15 protein-coding genes are annotated in these 18,001 nt (G+C 71.1%); 10 read left to right on the top strand and 5 right to left on the bottom strand.

All coding sequences use genetic code 11. The features are described from left to right. Positions 1-37 precede the first annotated feature (37 nt). The gene (locus EDF19_RS01025) at positions 38-1,249 is read right to left on the bottom strand and encodes a hypothetical protein (RefSeq protein WP_123679108.1); all 1,212 of its coding nucleotides are present in this window, start codon (positions 1,247-1,249) and stop codon (positions 38-40) included. Positions 1,250-1,531: 282 nt separating this feature from the next. Between EDF19_RS01025 and EDF19_RS01020 the strand changes: the two genes are divergently transcribed. Continuing rightward, positions 1,532-3,820, top strand: a complete 2,289-nt coding sequence (locus EDF19_RS01020) for a polyribonucleotide nucleotidyltransferase (RefSeq protein ID WP_123679107.1) — start codon at positions 1,532-1,534, stop codon at positions 3,818-3,820. A gap of 240 nt (positions 3,821-4,060) precedes the next feature. Here the strand turns inward: EDF19_RS01020 and EDF19_RS01015 are convergent, their stop codons facing one another. After that, complete coding sequence (locus tag EDF19_RS01015; protein WP_123679106.1) at positions 4,061-4,588, bottom strand: YbhB/YbcL family Raf kinase inhibitor-like protein; 528 nt, start codon at positions 4,586-4,588, stop codon at positions 4,061-4,063. Positions 4,589-4,816: 228 nt separating this feature from the next. Further along, complete coding sequence (locus EDF19_RS01010; protein WP_185022606.1) at positions 4,817-5,464, bottom strand: TetR/AcrR family transcriptional regulator; 648 nt, start codon at positions 5,462-5,464, stop codon at positions 4,817-4,819. Between the two features lie 260 nt (positions 5,465-5,724). Here EDF19_RS01010 and EDF19_RS01005 point away from each other — a divergent pair, with 260 nt between their 5' ends. Together EDF19_RS01005 and EDF19_RS01000 are read left to right on the top strand one after the other, a co-directional pair. Continuing rightward, positions 5,725-7,059, top strand: a complete 1,335-nt coding sequence (locus EDF19_RS01005; RefSeq protein ID WP_123679104.1) for a pitrilysin family protein — start codon at positions 5,725-5,727, stop codon at positions 7,057-7,059. An 8-nt stretch (positions 7,060-7,067) separates the two neighbouring features. Then, positions 7,068-7,670, top strand: a complete 603-nt coding sequence (locus tag EDF19_RS01000; protein ID WP_123679103.1) for a histidine phosphatase family protein — start codon at positions 7,068-7,070, stop codon at positions 7,668-7,670. Between the two features lie 62 nt (positions 7,671-7,732). Here the strand turns inward: EDF19_RS01000 and EDF19_RS00995 are convergent, their stop codons facing one another. Next, entirely contained in the window at positions 7,733-8,212 is a 480-nt protein-coding gene (locus tag EDF19_RS00995) for a GNAT family N-acetyltransferase (RefSeq protein WP_123679102.1), read from the bottom strand. Between the two features lie 22 nt (positions 8,213-8,234). On the opposite strand from EDF19_RS00995, the gene EDF19_RS00990 reads away from it, so the two are divergent. Together EDF19_RS00990 and EDF19_RS00985 are read left to right on the top strand one after the other, a co-directional pair. Further along, entirely contained in the window at positions 8,235-8,981 is a 747-nt protein-coding gene (locus EDF19_RS00990; protein ID WP_123679101.1) for a 4-hydroxy-tetrahydrodipicolinate reductase, read from the top strand. Positions 8,982-8,994: 13 nt separating this feature from the next. Continuing rightward, positions 8,995-9,453 (top strand): tetratricopeptide repeat protein, encoded by a 459-nt coding sequence (locus EDF19_RS00985; protein WP_123679100.1) that lies wholly within the window; start codon positions 8,995-8,997, stop codon positions 9,451-9,453. 13 nt (positions 9,454-9,466) lie between these two features. On the opposite strand, the gene EDF19_RS00980 is transcribed toward EDF19_RS00985, so the two are convergent. Then, positions 9,467-10,387, bottom strand: a complete 921-nt coding sequence (locus EDF19_RS00980) for a TIGR01777 family oxidoreductase (protein WP_123679099.1) — start codon at positions 10,385-10,387, stop codon at positions 9,467-9,469. A 38-nt stretch (positions 10,388-10,425) separates the two neighbouring features. On the opposite strand from EDF19_RS00980, the gene EDF19_RS00975 reads away from it, so the two are divergent. From EDF19_RS00975 to EDF19_RS00955, 5 genes are all read left to right on the top strand, one after another. Next, positions 10,426-11,256, top strand: a complete 831-nt coding sequence (locus tag EDF19_RS00975) for a thymidylate synthase (protein ID WP_123679098.1) — start codon at positions 10,426-10,428, stop codon at positions 11,254-11,256. Further along, positions 11,256-11,744 (top strand): dihydrofolate reductase, encoded by a 489-nt coding sequence (locus EDF19_RS00970; RefSeq protein WP_123679097.1) that lies wholly within the window; start codon positions 11,256-11,258, stop codon positions 11,742-11,744. Before EDF19_RS00975 ends, EDF19_RS00970 begins: the two co-directional genes overlap by 1 nt. A gap of 477 nt (positions 11,745-12,221) precedes the next feature. Next, entirely contained in the window at positions 12,222-13,199 is a 978-nt protein-coding gene (gene dapA / locus EDF19_RS00965) for a 4-hydroxy-tetrahydrodipicolinate synthase (RefSeq protein WP_111084638.1), read from the top strand. A 49-nt stretch (positions 13,200-13,248) separates the two neighbouring features. Next, positions 13,249-14,925: a ribonuclease J gene (locus EDF19_RS00960; protein WP_123679096.1), complete on the top strand. Its 1,677-nt coding sequence runs from the start codon at positions 13,249-13,251 to the stop codon at positions 14,923-14,925. A gap of 159 nt (positions 14,926-15,084) precedes the next feature. Further along, the gene (locus EDF19_RS00955; protein ID WP_123679095.1) at positions 15,085-18,000 is read left to right on the top strand and encodes a DNA translocase FtsK; all 2,916 of its coding nucleotides are present in this window, start codon (positions 15,085-15,087) and stop codon (positions 17,998-18,000) included. The last annotated feature ends 1 nt before the right edge of the window (position 18,001 follow it).

Genomic DNA, 18,001 nt, shown 5'->3' with positions numbered 1-18,001 from the left:
CGCGGGTGCGCGGGTGCCCGCGGTCGCGCGCGTCCGCTCAGTACCAGTGCGGGTTGACGCTCATCTCGTGCCCCCACGCTCCGCACGGCGACCCGTACGCGCTCTTGATGTAGGCGAGGCCCCAATCGATCTGGGTGTCCGCGTTCGTCCGCCAGTCCGCCCCGGCCGCCGACATCTTCTCGGCCGGCAGCGACTGCGGGATCCCGTAGGCCCCACTCGAGGCGTTCAGCGCGTTCGCCCGCCAGCCGGACTCCTGCGTCCACAGCGACACCAGGCAGGAGAACTGGTCGGAGCCCCAGCCGTACGAGCCGATCGCGCTCCGTGCGTAGGCCTGCGCGGCAGCGGGGTCGACGACGACGCCGCCGGTGCTCGGGTACGAGGTACCCGTGCCGCCGCTCGTCGCGCTGCTGCTGCTCGCCGAGCCGGTCGATGCGGCTGCGGCGGCTGCTGCCTCGGCAGCGGCGGCCGCTGCGCGCTTCCGCTGCTGCTCGGCCTTCTGCGCGGCGACCCGCTGGCCGAGTTCGTAGCCGGCCTCCTGCTTCGCGGTGCTGTCCTTGAGCGACGCCAGCTGCGCGTAGAGCTCGTCGCTGTGCTCCTCGGTCGACTCGACGGCGGCGTTCGCGGTCGCCTCGGCCGTCTTCGCGGCAGCCGAGCGGTCCTCGGCGGCCTGCGCGAGCGTCGCCCGCTCGTCCTCGGCGCGCTGCGCCTGGTCGTGCAGCGACGACGCGGTGCCCGCCGCGACGGACGCGTCGTCCATCACGCCGGCCCACGTGGACGACAGCTGGTCGAGTGCCCCGAGTTGGTACAGCAGCTGGTTCGGGTCCTTCGCGGTCGCGATCCGGGTGGTCATCTGGTTCGTGCTGCCGTCGCGGTACAGGTTCGCAGCGAGCTGGCCGGCGCGCTGCTGCGCACGATCGGCGGTCTCCGCCGCGTGCTGCGCCTGGGCCTGGAGGCTCGTGGCGGCCTGGGTGGCGGTCGCCAGCTCCGCCTCGGCCGCGTCCGCCTTCGACGAGGCCACGAGGGCGGCCTGCGACTTCGCCGCTGCTTCGTCCTGTGCCGACTGCAGCGCGGCCTGCACCTTCTGCACCTCGGCGCGCTTCGCGGTCTCGTTCCCCTTGGCCTGCTGGACGTCCTGCCACGTCGGGTACTCCGTCGCGTTCGCCGGGACAGCGGTGAGGACCGGGGCGACGAGCGCGCCGACGACCACAGCGGCCGCGACGAGGACGCCCCGCGAGGGGGTGAGACGCATGGGGCGAGGCTACCGAGGATCGCCCGGGCTCCTGCGAGCCGCGCCGCCGATTCCCTGTGGACTGGTAAAGTCCATCGTGTCCGAGGACCGTTTCCTCGGACGTCACGACAAAACACTGCGCAGGCCGGGCACGGAGCTGGTCATCGGTGGTGGCTCGCGGGCCGGAACGGTTTCCCGAGTGCTTCTACTGCTGGCCAGACATGCGTCCGGAACGATCGGCGCGCACGCACCATCGAGTGCCGTCGCCACGGCCTGCCGAACACACATCAAGGAGGCACCCTTTTGGAGGGTCCCGAGATCAAGTTCGCCGAAGCCGAAATCGACAACGGCAAGTACGGCAAGCGCACCGTCCGGTTCGAGACCGGTCGGCTCGCACAGCAGGCGCAGGGCGCGGTCGCCGCGTACCTCGACGAGGAAACGATGCTCCTCTCGGCCACCAGCGCCGGCAAGCACCCGCGTGAAGGATTCGACTTCTTCCCGCTGACCGTCGACGTCGAGGAGCGCTCGTACGCCGCCGGCAAGATCCCTGGTTCGTTCTTCCGCCGCGAAGGCCGTCCGTCGACCGAGGCCATCCTGGTCTGCCGTCTGATCGACCGGCCGCTGCGCCCGTCGTTCGTCGACGGCCTCCGCAACGAGGTCCAGATCGTCATCACCGTCCTGAGCATCGCTCCGGACGAGTTCTACGACGCCCTGGCGATCAACGCCGCGTCCGCGTCGACGCAGATCTCCGGTCTGCCGTTCTCCGGCCCGATCGCCGGTGTGCGCCTCGCGCTCATCCCGGGTTCGAACGGCACCGACCAGTGGGTCGCGTTCCCGAAGGCATCGCAGCTCGCTGACGCCGTCTTCGACCTCACCGTCGCCGGCCGTGTCGTCACCGACGAGGCGGGCAACGAGGACGTCGCCATCATGATGGTCGAGGCCGAGGCGACCGAGCACGCCTGGGACCTCATCCAGGGCGGCGCCACCAAGCCCGACGAGGCGATCGTCGCGCAGGGTCTCGAGGCGGCCAAGCCGTTCCTCAAGTCCCTCGTCGACGCGCAGGCGAAGCTCGCTGCGCAGTCCGCCAAGGAGATCCAGGACTACCCGGTCTTCCCGCCGTACGCCCCGGAGGTGTACTCGGCCGTCGAGGCCCTCGCGCTCTCCGAGCTCGGCGACGTCTACAAGATCGCCGCCAAGACCGAGCGTCAGGACGCCGACGACGCGCTCAAGTCGCGCGTCAAGGACGCCATCGCGGAGCAGGTCGCCGCGGGCACGCTGCCCGAGGTCGCCAACTCCCAGGTCAGCGCCGCCTACAAGTCGGTCACGAAGAAGGTCGTCCGCGGCCGCATCCTGACCGAGCAGATTCGCATGGACGGCCGCGGCCTGGCCGACATCCGTCCGCTCGACGCCGAGGTCGCCGTGATCCCGCGCGTCCACGGTTCGGCGATCTTCCAGCGTGGCGAGACGCAGATCCTCGGCGTCACCACGCTGAACATGCTCAAGATGGAGCAGCAGATCGACTCGCTGTCGCCCATCACGAAGAAGCGCTACCTGCACCACTACAACTTCCCGCCCTACTCGACCGGTGAGACCGGCCGCGTGGGTTCGCCGAAGCGTCGCGAGATCGGGCACGGCTTCCTCGCCGAGCGCGCCCTCGTGCCGGTGCTGCCGTCGCGTGAAGAGTTCCCGTACGCCATCCGTCAGGTCTCCGAGGCGCTCAGCTCCAACGGCTCGACCTCGATGGGTTCCGTCTGCGCCTCGACCCTCTCGCTGCTCAACGCCGGTGTGCCCCTCAAGGCCCCGGTCGCCGGCATCGCGATGGGCCTGGTCTCCGACACCGTCGACGGCCAGACCCGCTACGCGGCGCTGACCGACATCCTCGGTGCCGAGGACGCCCTCGGCGACATGGACTTCAAGGTCGCCGGTACCTCGGAGTTCGTCACCGCGATCCAGCTCGACACCAAGCTCGACGGCATCCCGTCGACGGTGCTCGACGCGGCGCTGAAGCAGGCCAAGGAGGCCCGCTCGGCCATCCTCGGTGTGCTCAACGAGGCGATCGACGCCCCCGACGAGATGGCGGACACCGCTCCTCGTGTCATCTCGGTGCAGATCCCCGTCGACAAGATCGGCGAGCTGATCGGCCCGAAGGGCAAGACGATCAACGGCATCCAGGACGAGACCGGTGCCGACATCTCGATCGAGGACAACGGCACCGTGTACATCGGCGCCGTCGACGGTCCGTCGGCCGAGGCCGCTCGTGCCCAGGTCAACGCGATCGCGAACCCGACCAACCCGGAGATCGGGGACCAGTTCCTCGGCACCGTCGTGAAGATCGCCACGTTCGGCGCCTTCGTGTCGCTGCTCCCGGGCCGTGACGGTCTGCTCCACGTCTCCGAGGTGCGCAAGCTCGCCGGTGGCAAGCGTGTGGAGAACGTCGAGGACGTCCTCGGCGTCGGCCAGAAGGTCCTGGTCGAGGTCACCAAGGTGGACGACCGCGGCAAGCTGTCGCTCGCGCCGGTCGTCGCCGACGAGGTGGACACCGAGGGTGGCAAGGGCCACGCGGACCACGCCGAGGCTCCGGCCGAGGGCTGATCCTCCCCGCGTCCCGACGCACGAACGGCCGCCGTCCCCTTTCCGGGGCGGCGGCCGTTCGCCGTTTCGGGGGCCGGTGGCGGGCGCGTGCCGGGCCTGCTGGCGCGGGTGCCGGGCGTGCTGGTCGTTCGCCGTTTCGCGCTCAGCGACACCTCACGGCCTCGGGGCCGCGTGAACTGTCGCTGAGCGCGAAAGTCCGCCGCCGCCGCGGCCCGCAGCCGCAGCCGCGCGGCCGCGGCGCTACGCTGCCGGCGTCTCCTGGGTACCGACGAGCTGCGCGCGCCCGAGCAGGTGCTCGCGCAGCACGAAGCCGACGACCGCGGGGGTGGCGTCGGCAGGGGCCTCGAGCAGCGGCACGTCGAGCGCGCCCAGCGTGAAGAAGTAGCGGTGCACCCCGTGTCCGGCCGGGGGCGCAGCGCCGAGGAACGTGTCGGTGCCGAACTCGTTGCGGCGGCGGAGTGCCTCGGCCGGCAGTAGTGCGTCGTCGGTCCCGGCACCAGCGGGCAGCGAGGTCGCCGACCCCGGGATGTCGGTCAGCGCCCAGTGCCAGAAGCCGGAGCCGGTCGGAGCGTCGGGGTCGTACACGGTGAGCACGAAGCTCTTCGTGCCCTCGGGGGCTCCGGACCACTCGAGTGCGGGGGAACGGTCCTCGCCGCCGGCGTCGGTGCCGCGTGCCCACGTCGGCAGTGCGTCACCGTCGGAGAAGTCGGGGCTGGTCAGGGTGAAGGAGGGCACCTCGGGGAGGTTCCAGTTCGGATCGTTGGCCATGCCTCCAGCCAACACCCGCCGCCTCTGGACGAACCCGCAGCGCCCCGTCGCGACACGACACCGGCGACGTCGTTCCACGTCGGTTGCGACGATCCACGAGTCGTTCGACGCGTGGACTGTCGGAAGCGGCGTGCGTGACGAGGCGCGCACCGGCCGGGAGGCGCGGGGCGGGGCCGCCACGGGCCTCCAGGCCGGCGGGTGGTCGCGCCGGGCTTGCGCCGACGCGCGTCAGCCCGCGAGCACCCGGTCCGCGACGCGGCCGAGCGCCGCCGTCGCCGCGATGGCGTCACCGGCGTAGGCGCCCGCCATCGCACCGTCCCGCGCGAGCATGAGCTCGTCGGCGCCGTCGCCCGGCAGCGGGTGCCCGGCTTCCTGCAACAGCGTCGCGAGCTGCTCGGTGTACCAGTCGCGGTGCATCGCGACGACCTCGCGCACGGGGTCGCGGGGGTCGTGGTACTCGGCGGCGGCGTTGAGGAACGCGCAGCCGCGGAAGTCGGGGTCGTTGACCTCGTCGGCCAGCGCGGCGACCCACTCGCGCACGGCGGTGCCCGGGGCGTCGGCCGACGCGACGACCTGCGCCATGCGGGCCTGCACGCGCTCGTGCTGCGTGCGGATGTAGGCGAGGATCAGGTTGTCCTTCGAACCGTAGTGCTTGTAGAACGTCGCCTTCGTGACACTCGCCTCGGAGATGAGACGGTCGACGCCGACGCCGTGGATGCCCTCTTCGTAGAAGAGCCGCGTCGCGGTCTCGAGGATCCGCACCTTCGCGCCGCCGGAGCGGGGAGCCGGGGGGACGCTCGACCCGTCCGACGACGCGAGGTTCGTGCTCGGACCAAGGAGACGCTGGACGGCCGGTTGGGGGGAATCGACCGTCACAGCGTGGCTCCTTGGGCTCATCGGCTCCGCGGCCGAGTGGGGGGACTCGAATGCCGCGCAGGACTGATGCCCGAGCCACCGGATCGAAATATAGGGGGGCTTCCGATCCGGCAAGAACGACAGTACCACAAGGAGGACAGACAGACGAGTCGGTCTGTCCTCAATTTGTGTACCCCACTTCGGGTGGCAGCGCCGCCGCCCCGGCGCGGGGATCGTGAAACTGGGCGACGGCGTCCGAGGGGTCAGTAGGCTCGTCTGCGATGAACCAGCCAGTGCCACTGCCGCTCGGGGCCCCGGACACGTCGTTCCTGACGTCCGGCGGGGCCTTCGTCCGCCGCACCGTGCTGCCCTCCGGGGTCCGTGTCCTCACCGAGGCCGTTCCGGGTGCCGCGTCGACGAGCATCGGGTTCTGGGTCGGCGTCGGGTCGCGCGACGAACGGGACGGCCAGTTCGGCTCCACCCACTTCCTCGAGCACCTGCTGTTCAAGGGCACCGCGACACGCTCCGCGCTGGACATCGCGATCTCCTTCGACTCGGTCGGTGGCGAACACAACGCCGCGACCGCGAAGGAGTACACCTGCTACTACGCACGGGTCCGGGACGCCGACGTCCCGATGGCCGTCGGGGTGATCGGTGACATGGTGACCGGCTCGGTCCTCGACCCCGACGCCTTCGCCGTGGAGCGCGGGGTCATCCTCGAAGAGCTCGCGATGGCGGCCGACGACCCGGCGGACGTCGCGGGCGAGGCCTTCTTCGCTGCGGCCTTCGGCGACCACCCGCTCGGCCGACCGATCGGCGGCACCCCGGACAGCATCCGCGCGGTGCAGCGCGACGAGGTCCTGGCGCACTACCGCGACCACTACGCACCGAACGGCATCGTCGTCACCGCCGCCGGCGCGATCGACCACGACCGGTTCTGCGAACTGGTGGCCGAGGTCTTCCACGACGCACCCCGTGCCGAGCCCCTTGCACGCCGGACCCCGCAGACGGTGGCCGACCCCGTGCAGCCGAAGCTCACCGTCGCGCACCGTCCGACCGAGCAGGTCAGCATGCTGCGCGGGTCGCAGGGGCTCGACCTCCGCGACGAACGGCGTCCGTCCCTCAGCGTGCTCAACGCGGTGCTCGGCGGCGGCATGAGCTCCCGCCTGTTCCAAGAGGTCCGCGAGCGCCGCGGCCTGGCCTACGCGGTGTCCTCGTTCGCCCCGGCGTACCTCGACAACGGTGCCTTCGGTGTCTACGCCGGTTGCGCGCCCGACAACGTCCCCGGGGTCATCGACATCGTCGACGCCGAGTTCCGCCGGATGGTGGACGACGGCATCACCGAGGACGAACTCCGACGTGCCAAGGGCCAGATCGAGGGTGCCCTGACCCTCTCGCTCGAGGACTCCGACGCGCGGATGACCCGCCTCGGCCGCTCCGAGCTCGGCACGGGGGAGTACACCGACCTCGCGACCGCACTCGAACGCGTCGACCGGGTCACGACCGACGGCGTGCTGGAACTCGCACGCGACCTCCTCACCCGCCCCACGATCACCTCGGTCGTCGGTGCGGTGCAGCAGGACGAGCTCGCCGCGGCGATCGGGATCGGTGGCTGAGCACGGACATGTCGCACTACCTGTACCTCGTCCGGCACGGTGAACACCAGGACGCTGAACACGGCCTGCGGGACGGCAAGCTCTCCGAACGCGGCAAGCGCCAGTCGATGCTCATCGCCGACCGGCTCGGTGGCCTGCCCTTCGACGGCGTGTACCACTCGCCGCTCGAGGCACCGAGCGAGACCGCGGCGTTCCTGTCGCAGCGGCTGCCCTCGATCCAGCCCGAACCGTCGACGCTGCTCTTCGACTGCATCCCCTCCGGCCCCACCCCGGACATGCCGCACGCCTACCAGGGCTGGTACGGCGGGATCACCGAAGAGGAGATCGTCGCCGGACAGGCCCAGATGGGCGATGCGGTCTCGGAGTGGTTCACCCCGGCCCGCGAGGACCGGCACGACCTCCTCATCACCCACAACGCGGTGATCGGCTGGTTCGTGCGCGAGGCCTTCCAGGCCCCGGAGTGGCGCTGGATGGGGACGAACGTCGCGCACACGGCGCTCACGATCATCCGGATCCGCTCCGCGAAGCCGGCCGAGGTGGTCACCCTCAACGACCTGGCGCACCTGCCGGTCGAGCTGCGCACGGGGCTGCCGGTCGACCAGCCCGTCTAGCGTCCGTCCGTGGACGTCGGGTCCGGTCCAGATCGACGACCGGCCTGGAGGCCCGTGGTGGCTCAGGCGATCGGCTTGCGGTACCAGGCGGTCGCGTTCGGGTTCGTGTTGAACGGCTCGACGCGCTCGTAGCCACGGCTGCGGTACATCGCGCCGGCGGCGACGAGCGAATCGTTGGTGTCGAGGACGATGCTCCTCGCGCCGAGGTCCGCACCGGCGCGTTCGAGCACGTCCATCACGGCCGTCGCGACGCCCCCGCCGCGCCCGGCCGGTGTCACGAAGACGTGCTTCACCTCGAACCGGCCGGTCGCACCGGGCCCGTCCGCGATGCGTCGCAGTCCGCCGCAGCCGACCGGGACGCCGTCGTCGTACGCCACCGCGAACACGCCGTCCGGCGGGGTGAACTCCGCCGCCGGGGTGCGCTTCCGCGAGTACGTGCCCTGGGCGCTCGGGAACGTCGCCTCCCGCTCGTCCAGGTAGGCGTCGAGCAGGGCGTCGACCTCTGGCAGATCGGCCGGCACGGTCCTGACCTCGACTGACATGCGTCGATCCTAGGATGGAGCCATGGTCACTCCCGTCGCCGTCGTCGGCGCCACCGGTCGTCTCGGGGGCCTCGTGGCCTCCGTGGTCGAGGAACTCCCGGAGTTCGAGCTCGTCGCCCGTCTGTCGTCGAGGGACGGTGCTCACGAAGCGCCCCCGTCGGTCTTCGGTGGCGCGGCCCTCGTCGTCGACGTGACGGTGCCCGCGCTCAGCCCGGCGATCGTCGAGAACGCGCTGTCGAGCGGGGCCAACGTGCTCGTCGGCACCTCGGGCTGGTCGGCCGCTCGGCTCGCGACCCTCCGCTCGGGGCTCGAGGAGCGCCCGGAGCAGGGCGTGCTCGTCGTGCCGAACTTCTCGATCGGGTCGGTGCTCGGCACCCACCTCGCGACCATCGCCGCGCCCTGGTTCCCGTCGATCGAGATCATCGAGACCCACCACGCCGGCAAGATCGACTCGCCCTCGGGCACCGCCGTCCGCACCGCCGAGCTGATCGCCGAGGCTCGGCGCGAGGTCGGCCCGGTCGAGGCGCCGCACGTCGACCAGCGCGCCCGCGGCCAGCAGGTCGCCAGCGTGCCGATCCACTCGCTCCGACTGCCGGGTGCGAAGGCCGTGCAGGACGTCCTGCTCAGCGGCCCCGGCGAGACGCTGACCATCCGGCACGACACCAACGACGATGTCGCCTACGTCGCCGGGATCCGTGCGGCGCTCGGCGCCGTGGGGTCCGCCCGCGGACTGACCGTGGGCCTCGGCAGCGTCCTCGGCATCGGCTGACGTCGTGGGACGCATGGCGCGAGCCGGTCGCACGATCCGGTCGCCGTTCTGGGGCGCCGCGCTGATGACGGCGCTGCTGGCGCTCTACATCGGGCTCGTCGGGCAGCGGGCCGTGGCGTTCATCGCCACCGGCATCCCGATCGGCATCGGCATCGGCGTCGCGCTCTTCGTCGTGGCGGCGATCGGGGCACTGCTGCTCGTGCTCGAGTTCCGCTTCGGCATCCGCATCACACGGCTCGGCACCCGGCTCGAGGCCGAGGGCGGTGCGCCGGCGGACGTCGTGCCCGTGCGACCGTCCGGCCGCCCGACGCGCGAGGCCGCCGACGAGCTGTTCCCGCAGTACCGCGACGCCGTCGAGCGGGACCCGGCAGACTGGCGTGCCTGGTACCGCCTCGGGGTCGTCTACGACGCCGCGGGGGACCGGAAGCGTGCCCGCGCGGCGATGCGGACGGCGCTCGCGCGGGCGTCCTGAGCCGGAACGACCGTCAGAGGACCGCGTCCACCGCGGCGTCGGCGTTGGGGTACCGGAACGTGTACCCGGACTCGAGCAGCTTCGTCGGCACCATCCGCTGACTCGACAGCAGCATCTCGTCGGCGGCGTCCCGCAGCACCAGGCGGAGCGCGAACTCCGGGATCCGGAACACGTACGGGCGGTGCAGGTCCTCGGCGACACGCTTCGTGATCCGGTCGGCGACGGCCGGCTCCGGTCCCGCGAGGTTCACCGGCCCGCTGACGTGGGCGGCCGACGGACTGGTGGCGAGGTGCACGATCGCGCCGACCTCGTCCTCGAGCGCGATCCACGGCCAGTGCTGCCCGCCGGTGCCGAGGCGACCGCCGAGTCCGGCCTTCGTCAGCGGCAGGAGCGGGGCGAGTGCGCCGCCGCCCTGCCCGACGACGATGCCGGTGCGCAGGGTGATGACTCGGACCCCGTCGGGTGCGGCGTTCGCGGCGGATTCCCACGCGGTGCAGACCTCGGCGAGGAAGCCGGTCCCCGGTGCCGCGTCGTCCTGCAGCACGTCGGCCGGTCGGTCGCCGTACACGCCGGAGGCGGAGCCCGACAGGAACAGCGTCGGGGGAGCGGCGGCACGGCGCATGGCCTCCACCAGGGTCTCGGTGGCATCGATCCGGGAGCGCCGGATCTCCTGCCGGTAGGTGTCGGTCCAGGGCAGCTTGCCGATGTTCGCGCCGGCGAGGTTGATGACGACGTCGGCGCCGTCGAGGATCGCCGGGTCGAGGGGGCGACGGCCGGGTGCCCAGCGGAACTCCGACGCGGTGCGCGGTTCGCGGCGCACCAGGGTCGTCACGTGGTGCCCGGCCTCGCGCAGGGCGTGGACGAGCGGGGTCCCGATGAAACCGGACGCGCCGGCGATGAGGATCGAGAGCGGCTGTTCCGTCGTGTCGGGCATGCCCGCAACGCTACTCACACCGACGTAGGCTTCTGTGTGTGACCGACAGCGAGACCGTGCAGCCCGACGCCTCCGTTCCCACCCCGTACGAGGACCTGCTCCGCAAGGTCCTCACCGAGGGCACGCCGAAGGGCGACCGCACCGGCACGGGGACCCGCAGCCTGTTCGGCGCGCAGCTCCGGTACGACCTGTCGAAGGGCTTCCCGCTCGTCTCCACGAAGCGCGTGCACTTCAAGTCGATCGCGTACGAGCTGCTCTGGTTCCTCCGCGGCGACGGCAACGCGACCTGGCTGCAGGAGCACGGCGTCCGGATCTGGAACGAGTGGGCGGACGAGGACGGCGACCTCGGCCCGGTCTACGGCGTGCAGTGGCGCTCCTGGCCGACCCCGTCGGGCGAGCACGTCGACCAGATCGCCCAGGTCATCGAGCAGATCCGCACGAACCCGGACAGCCGTCGCCTGATCGTCTCGGCGTGGAACGTCGCCGACATCCCGGACATGGCGCTCGCCCCGTGCCACGCCTTCTTCCAGTTCTACGTCAACGACGGCAAGCTCTCGTGCCAGCTCTACCAGCGGAGCGCGGACATGTTCCTCGGCGTCCCGTTCAACATCGCCTCGTACGCCCTGCTGACCCACATGATCGCGGCGCAGACCGGGCTCGAGGTCGGGGACTTCGTGTGGACCGGCGGCGACTGCCACGTCTACGACAACCACGTCGAGCAGGTCGAGGAGCAGCTGTCCCGCACGGCGTACCCGATGCCGACGCTCGAGCTCGCCCCGCGCGACTCGATCGACGACTACGAGTACGAGGACTTCACGGTCGTCGGCTACGAGCACCACCCGGCGATCAAGGCCGCGGTCGCCGTCTGATGGTCGGCCTGGTCTGGGCCCGCTCGACGAACGGCGTCATCGGCGCCGACGGCACGATGCCGTGGCACGTCCCCGAGGACCTGGCGCACTTCCGGCAGGTCACCGGGAGCGCAACCGTCGTGATGGGGCGCCGCACGTGGGAGTCCCTGCCGGAGCGGTTCCGGCCCCTGCCCGGGCGCCGCAACGTCGTGCTCACCCGCGACGCGTCCTGGACTGCCGAGGGTGCCGAGGTCGTGCACGACCTCGCGACGGCGCTGAACGGGGCCGACGAGACCGTCTGGGTCATCGGTGGCGGCCAGGTGTACGCCGCCGCGCTCGACGCCGCCGACCGGGTGTCCGAGACCGTGATCGACCTCGACGTCCCCGGCGACACCATCGCCCCGTCCCTCGGTGAGGCGGCCGGCTGGACGCTCACCGACGAGGGCCCCTGGCAGGTGTCCCGCACCGGGACCCGCTACCGCTTCCTGGAGTGGCAGCGCCGCGCCTGAGTGCGCGGAGCGCGAGCGTGCGAGTGCGCGCCGCGGACGTGCGGCGCCGGCGCCGCGTCGGTGTGCGCCGCGCGCCCCCGTGCGGGCCTCGCGCCCCGAAGAGTCGGGGCGCGACGCCTGCCGCCGGGCGCGATCGGATCCGGCGCGGCGCGGAACCAGGTTCCGGACACCGCAACGTGCACCTCCGCGCTGCCGTGTCCCGAAGTTGGTTCCCACCGGGCGCGAGCGGCGGCTCGCGGCTTGCGGCTCGGTGGCCGTGCTCGCGACGCGCCCCCGTGCAGGCGCCGCGCCCCGAAGAGTCGGGGCGCGAAGACTGCAGCGGGGCGCAGCAGGCGCGGAACCAGGTTCCGGACGCACCCGTGCGACGCTGCGCGAGCGGCGGGACGGAGGTGATCCGGGCCTCCCGGCCGCGCCGCAGGCGGCCCACCGTCCACACGGACGGCGGTCCTCGCGCGCATCCCCGGTACGCTGGTGCCCGTGTCCCCGCGTGAGAATCCCTTCGGTCAGGTCCTCGTCGCCCTGGTGACCCCCTTCACCGCCGACGGTGAAGTGGATTGGCCGGGCGTCGAGCAGCACATCGACGACTGCATCACGGCCGGCGCCGACGGCATCGTCGTCACCGGCACCACCGGCGAGACGTCGACCCTCACCGACCCGGAGAAGCTCCGGCTGGTCGAGGTCGGCAAGTCCGTCGCCGCGGGCCGCGCGAAGATCATCACCGGTGGCGGCTCGAACGAGACCGCGCACGCGATCCACCTGTACAAGCAGAGCGAGAAGGCCGGCGCCGACGGTGTGATGATCGTCACGCCGTACTACAACAAGCCGACCCAGTCGGGTGTCCTCACCCACTTCCGGATGATCGCCGACGCCACCGACCTGCCGGTGATCCTGTACGACATCCCCGGTCGCACCGGCATCCCGATCACGTACGAGACGATCGTGCGGGCGTCGCACCACCCGAACATCCTCGCCGTGAAGGACGCCAAGGGCGACTTCGCCGAGGTCTCCCGGGTGCTCAACAACACCGACCTCATGTACTTCTCGGGCGACGACACGAACGTGCTCCCGCACCTGTCGATCGGCGCGACCGGGCTGATCGGCGTGACCGCGAACATCACGTCGACGCCCTACCGAACCATCATCGACGCCGTGAACCGCGGCGACCTGGCGACCGCCACCGCCGAGCACAAGCGCGTCGAGCCCCTCGTCCGCGCCGTGATGACGCACGTGCCCGGCACGGTCGCGGCGAAGTACATCCTGCACGGGCTCGGCCGCATCGGCAGCCCGCGCGTCCGTCTGCCGCTCGTCGGCCCCGAGGACTCCGAGGCGTACGCCATCGAGACCTCGCTCGAAGCCGTGCGCGACGTGCCCGGCGCCGACTTCTCGAACTTCCGCCCCGACCGCAACGCGGCGGCCGGCGGCGCTCTGCCAAAGGTGCCAGGCACCACCCGATAGCGAACACCGCGGCGCGCAGCACGCGCGTCGCCCGAATCCGTAGGACCGAATGCCCACACAGATCTCCGAACCGCAGCCGCTCGAACCCGGCACCCTCCGCGTCGTCCCCATCGGGGGCCTCGGCGAGATCGGTCGCAACATGACCGTCTACGAGTACGAGGGCAAGCTGCTCATCGTCGACGCCGGCGTCCTGTTCCCCGAGGAGCACCAGCCGGGCGTCGACCTGATCCTGCCGGACTTCGCGCCCATCCGTCACCGCCTCGACGACGTGCTCGGTGTCGTGCTCACGCACGGCCACGAGGACCACATCGGCGCCGTGCCGTACCTCCTGAAGCTCCGCGACGACATCCCGCTGATCGGCTCCACGCTGACCCTGGCGCTCGTCGAGGCGAAGCTCAAGGAACACCGGATCAAGCCCTACACGCTCGTCGTGGCCGAGGACCAGACCGAGCAGCTCGGCCCGTTCCACCTCGAGTTCGTGGCCGTGAACCACTCCATCCCGGACGCCCTCGCCGTCGCGATCACGACCCCCGCCGGTCGTGTCCTGCACACGGGTGACTTCAAGATGGACCAGCTCCCGCTCGACGACCGGATCACGGACCTCCGTGCCTTCGCGCGTCTGGGCGAGGCCGGCGTCGACCTGTTCCTGCCGGACTCGACGAACGCCGACGTGCCCGGCTTCACCGCACCCGAGCGCGACATCGGTCCGGTGCTCGAGAACATCATCACGCGCGCCCGCAAGAAGGTCGTCGTGGCGAGCTTCTCGTCGCACGTGCACCGCGTCCAGCAGGTCCTCGACGCTGCCGCCGCCGCGAACCGCAAGGTCGCGTTCATGGGTCGCTCGATGATCCGCAACATGACGATCGCCGCGGACCTCGGCTACCTCCGGGTGCCCGAGAACGTCCTCATCGACACGAAGAAGGCGAAGAACGTCCCCGACGACCAGATCGTCTACATGTCGACCGGGTCGCAGGGTGAGCCGATGGCCGTGCTCGCACGCATGGCGAACCTCGAGCACCAGATCGAGATCGGCGAGGGCGACACCGTCATCCTGGCGTCGTCGCTGATCCCGGGCAACGAGAACGCCGTGTACCGCGTGATCGACGGGCTGACGAAGCTCGGCGCGAAGGTCGTGCACAAGGGCAACGCGAAGGTGCACGTCTCCGGGCACGCCTCCGCCGGCGAGCTCCTGTACTGCTACAACATCCTGCGGCCCCGCAACGTGCTGCCGGTCCACGGCGAGCAGCGCCACCTGTACGCGAACGCCGACCTGGCGATCCAGACGGGTGTCCCGCCGCGCAACGTGATCCTCGGGCAGGACGGCATCGTCGTCGACCTCAAGGACGGCGTCGTGAACGTCGCCGGGCAGCTCGACATCGGGTACGTGTACGTCGACGGTTCCACCGTGGGCGAGATCACCGACGCCGACCTCAAGGACCGCCGTGTCCTGGCGGAAGAGGGCTTCATCTCGATCTTCTGCGCGGTGGACTTCACCACCGGGCAGTGCGTGATCGGGCCGGAGATCCAGTCCCGGGGCTTCGCCGAGACCGACGCGGTCTTCGACGACGTCCGTCCGCAGATCGCCAAGGCGCTGGCCGAGGCCGCTGCGAACGGCACGCGGGACTCGCACGCGTTCAGCCAGGTCGTCCGACGTACCGTCGGCCGCTGGGTGAACACGAAGCACCGCCGTCGTCCGATGATCGTCCCGGTGGTCATCGAGGCGTAGCGCGCTCGCGCTCGCGCTTGCGTGGGCGTGTGTGGGCGTGCGCGCTCGCGTCGCGCCCGCGCTCGCGTCTGTTCTGCCTGGAGGCCCGTCCAGCGTCCGTCACGGACGCTGCGGCGGGCCTCCCTTGGTTTGTCCTGAGTGGGGATTAGGGTTCTGCCCATGGCCGGAGGCACCAAGTCGACCACGCGCTCGCGCGCGTCCACGTCGTCCCGTGGGAACGGGACGCGCGGATCGTCGCGCACCCAGGCCACGACGAAGAAGCTGCCGCAGGCGGCACCGACACCGGTGTTCCGTGAGCAGAACCCGCTCGTGACGTTCTGGCTCGCCATGGCGCACGGCGTCGGAGCGATGTTCCGGCTGCTCGGCAAGGAGACCCTCGAGAAGGACCAGCGGCGCGACGGCTTCCCGTTCCTGCTGTTCGTGCTGGCCATCGCCGGTGCCGTCGTCGAGTGGCTCAACCCCACCAACGACGTCTCGATCGCGCTCGACGCCTACACGTTCGGCGGACTCTTCGGGCGGTTGGCGTTCGCGCTGCCGGTCATCATGGTCGTCTTCGCGGGGTGGCTGTTCCGGCACCCCGCCTCGGTGCACGACAACACCCGGATCGGGATCGGCCTCGGCATCCTGCTCGTCTCGATCGCGTCGCTCTGCCACGTCTTCGGCGGGCAGCCGAGCGCGGCCGACGGCATGCCCGCCCTGGCTGCGGCCGGCGGGGTGCTCGGCTGGGTCGTCATCGGCTGGCTCGTCACCATCGCGACCGCGTGGGTCGCCGTGCCCGTGGCCGTCGTGCTGCTCGTGCTCTCGCTCTTCATCATCACCAAGACGCCGCCGAACAAGGTCGGTCGTCGCCTGCACGAGCTGTACGCGTACCTGTTCGGTGCTCCGGCCCCCGCGGCCGAGCCCGAGACCGAGGCCGCGGCAGTAGCCGAGCCCGCCGCCCGTGCCCGCTCGTCGAAGCGCGGGAAGAAGGGCGACACCGACTTCCAGCTCTTCGACGACCTCGGGTTCGGCGACGAGCATGCAGCGGCCACCGACGACGAGGGCGTCGACACCATCCCGTGGTGGCGTCGCAACAAGTCCGGTCGCGAAGAGGACCCGGCGTACGACACCCCGGTGCTGCCCCCGGCCACCGGTGTCGCTCCGTCGGCCGCGCCGGCCGCCGCTGCCGCAGCACCCGCGGTCAGCCCGAACGCCGGCGCCGCCGCTGGTCTCGTCGACCTGACGCCGGCCGAGCCCGCTTCGGTGAACCTCAACGACTCCGTCGAGCAGGACCTCGAGGACGCCGAACAGGCGCTCCGGGCCTTCGGCACGGACGTGTCGGCTCGACCTGAGTCGACGGCCGACATCCGTCCAGCGGTGCCCGAGGTGCTGTCCGAGCCCGAGGTCGTGGTGGACGAGGTCGAGGACCTCTCTGCCGTGGTCGGCGCGTCTGCCGCCGACCCGGACGACGATCCCTCGAAGCCCTACCGACTGCCCGCCGCCACGACGCTCAGCTCCGGCACGCCCTCGGTCGCGCGCAGCCAGGCGAACGACGACATCGTCGCCGCGATCACCGGCGTGCTCACCGAGTTCAAGGTCGACGCGAAGGTCACCGGCTTCTCCCGTGGTCCGACGGTCACCCGGTACGAGATCGAGCTCGGCCCCGGTGTGAAGGTCGAGCGGGTCACGGCCCTGTCGAAGAACCTGTCGTACGCCGTCGCCTCCAACGAGGTCCGGATCCTCTCGCCGATCCCCGGCAAGAGCGCCATCGGCGTCGAGATCCCGAACACCGACCGCGAGATCGTGTCGCTCGGCGACGTGCTGCGGTCGAACGCGGCACGCAAGTCGAAGCACCCGATGACGATCGGTGTCGGCAAGGACGTCGAGGGCGGGTTCGTCGTCGCGAACCTCGCGAAGATGCCGCACCTGCTCGTCGCCGGTTCGACCGGTTCCGGCAAGTCGGTCTTCATCAACTCGATGATCACGTCGCTGCTGATGCGCGCGAAGCCGTCCGAGGTCCGCATGGTCCTGGTCGACCCGAAGCGCGTCGAGCTCTCGATCTACGCCGGCGTCCCGCACCTCATCACCCCCATCATCACGAACCCGAAGAAGGCAGCCGAAGCGCTGCAGTGGGTCGTGAAGGAGATGGACATGCGGTACGACGACCTCGCGTCGTTCGGGTTCCGCCACGTCGACGACTTCAACAAGGCGATCGAGAACAACGAGATCGTGCTCCCGGCCGGCAGCGAGCGGAAGCTCAAGCCGTACCCGTACCTGCTGGTGGTCGTCGACGAGCTCGCCGACCTCATGCTCGTCGCGCCGCGTGACGTCGAGGAGTCGATCGTCCGCATCACCCAGCTCGCACGTGCGGCCGGCATCCACCTCGTGCTCGCCACGCAGCGGCCGTCGGTGGACGTCATCACCGGCCTGATCAAGGCGAACGTGCCGTCGCGGATCGCGTTCGCGGTGACGAGCGTCACGGACTCGCGGGTCATCCTCGACCAGCCCGGCGCCGACAAGCTCATCGGGCAGGGTGACGCGCTCTTCCTGCCGATGGGGTCGTCCAAGTCGCTCCGCGTGCAGGGCGCCTGGGTGCAGGAGGGCGAGGTCGCCGAGGTCGTGCAGCACGTCACCCGGCAGGCCCAGCCCGAGTACCGGCAGGACGTGCAGGCCGTGGTCGAGCGCAAGGAGATCGACGCCGACATCGGTGACGACCTCGAGCTGCTGCTCGCGGCCGTGGAGCAGGTCGTCTCGACGCAGTTCGGGTCGACGTCGATGCTGCAGCGGAAGCTCCGCGTCGGCTTCGCCAAGGCCGGTCGCCTGATGGACCTGATGGAGTCCCGCGACATCGTCGGGCCGTCCGAGGGCTCGAAGGCCCGTGACGTGCTCGTCACCGCCGACCAGCTCCCGGCCGTGCTCGCGAAGCTCCGGGGCGAGGAACCACCGGCGGCTCCCGCAGCGCCCGCACCGGCACCCGGTCCGAGCGACGGCGGCGACCGGTACGGTGCCGACCCCGTCGGGGACATGACCCGCGGGTACGATGAAGTCCACGACGAGCCCGATGAGGACGCGTGGGGACTGACGGGCAGGGAGTGAG

It is taken from the genome of Curtobacterium sp. PhB115 (genome assembly GCF_003752025.1).
GTDB lineage: Bacteria > Actinomycetota > Actinomycetes > Actinomycetales > Microbacteriaceae > Curtobacterium.
The sequence above is the reverse complement of the archived record's forward strand: the minus strand, read 5'-3'. Positions and strand labels throughout refer to the sequence as shown.

Bases quoted from the DNA above. Each gene is read 5' to 3' on its own strand.
- EDF19_RS01025 (WP_123679108.1), bottom strand. From the start codon at position 1,249: ATGCGTCTCACCCCCTCGCGGGGCGTCCTCGTCGCGGCCGCTGTGGTC.
- EDF19_RS01015 (WP_123679106.1), bottom strand. From the start codon at position 4,588: ATGGCCAACGATCCGAACTGGAACCTCCCCGAGGTGCCCTCCTTCACC.
- EDF19_RS01005 (WP_123679104.1), top strand. From the start codon at position 5,725: ATGAACCAGCCAGTGCCACTGCCGCTCGGGGCCCCGGACACGTCGTTC.
- EDF19_RS01000 (WP_123679103.1), top strand. From the start codon at position 7,068: ATGTCGCACTACCTGTACCTCGTCCGGCACGGTGAACACCAGGACGCT.
- EDF19_RS00995 (WP_123679102.1), bottom strand. From the start codon at position 8,212: ATGTCAGTCGAGGTCAGGACCGTGCCGGCCGATCTGCCAGAGGTCGAC.
- EDF19_RS00990 (WP_123679101.1), top strand. From the start codon at position 8,235: ATGGTCACTCCCGTCGCCGTCGTCGGCGCCACCGGTCGTCTCGGGGGC.
- EDF19_RS00985 (WP_123679100.1), top strand. From the start codon at position 8,995: ATGGCGCGAGCCGGTCGCACGATCCGGTCGCCGTTCTGGGGCGCCGCG.
- EDF19_RS00980 (WP_123679099.1), bottom strand. From the start codon at position 10,387: ATGCCCGACACGACGGAACAGCCGCTCTCGATCCTCATCGCCGGCGCG.
- EDF19_RS00970 (WP_123679097.1), top strand. From the start codon at position 11,256: ATGGTCGGCCTGGTCTGGGCCCGCTCGACGAACGGCGTCATCGGCGCC.
- EDF19_RS00960 (WP_123679096.1), top strand. From the start codon at position 13,249: ATGCCCACACAGATCTCCGAACCGCAGCCGCTCGAACCCGGCACCCTC.
- EDF19_RS00955 (WP_123679095.1), top strand. From the start codon at position 15,085: ATGGCCGGAGGCACCAAGTCGACCACGCGCTCGCGCGCGTCCACGTCG.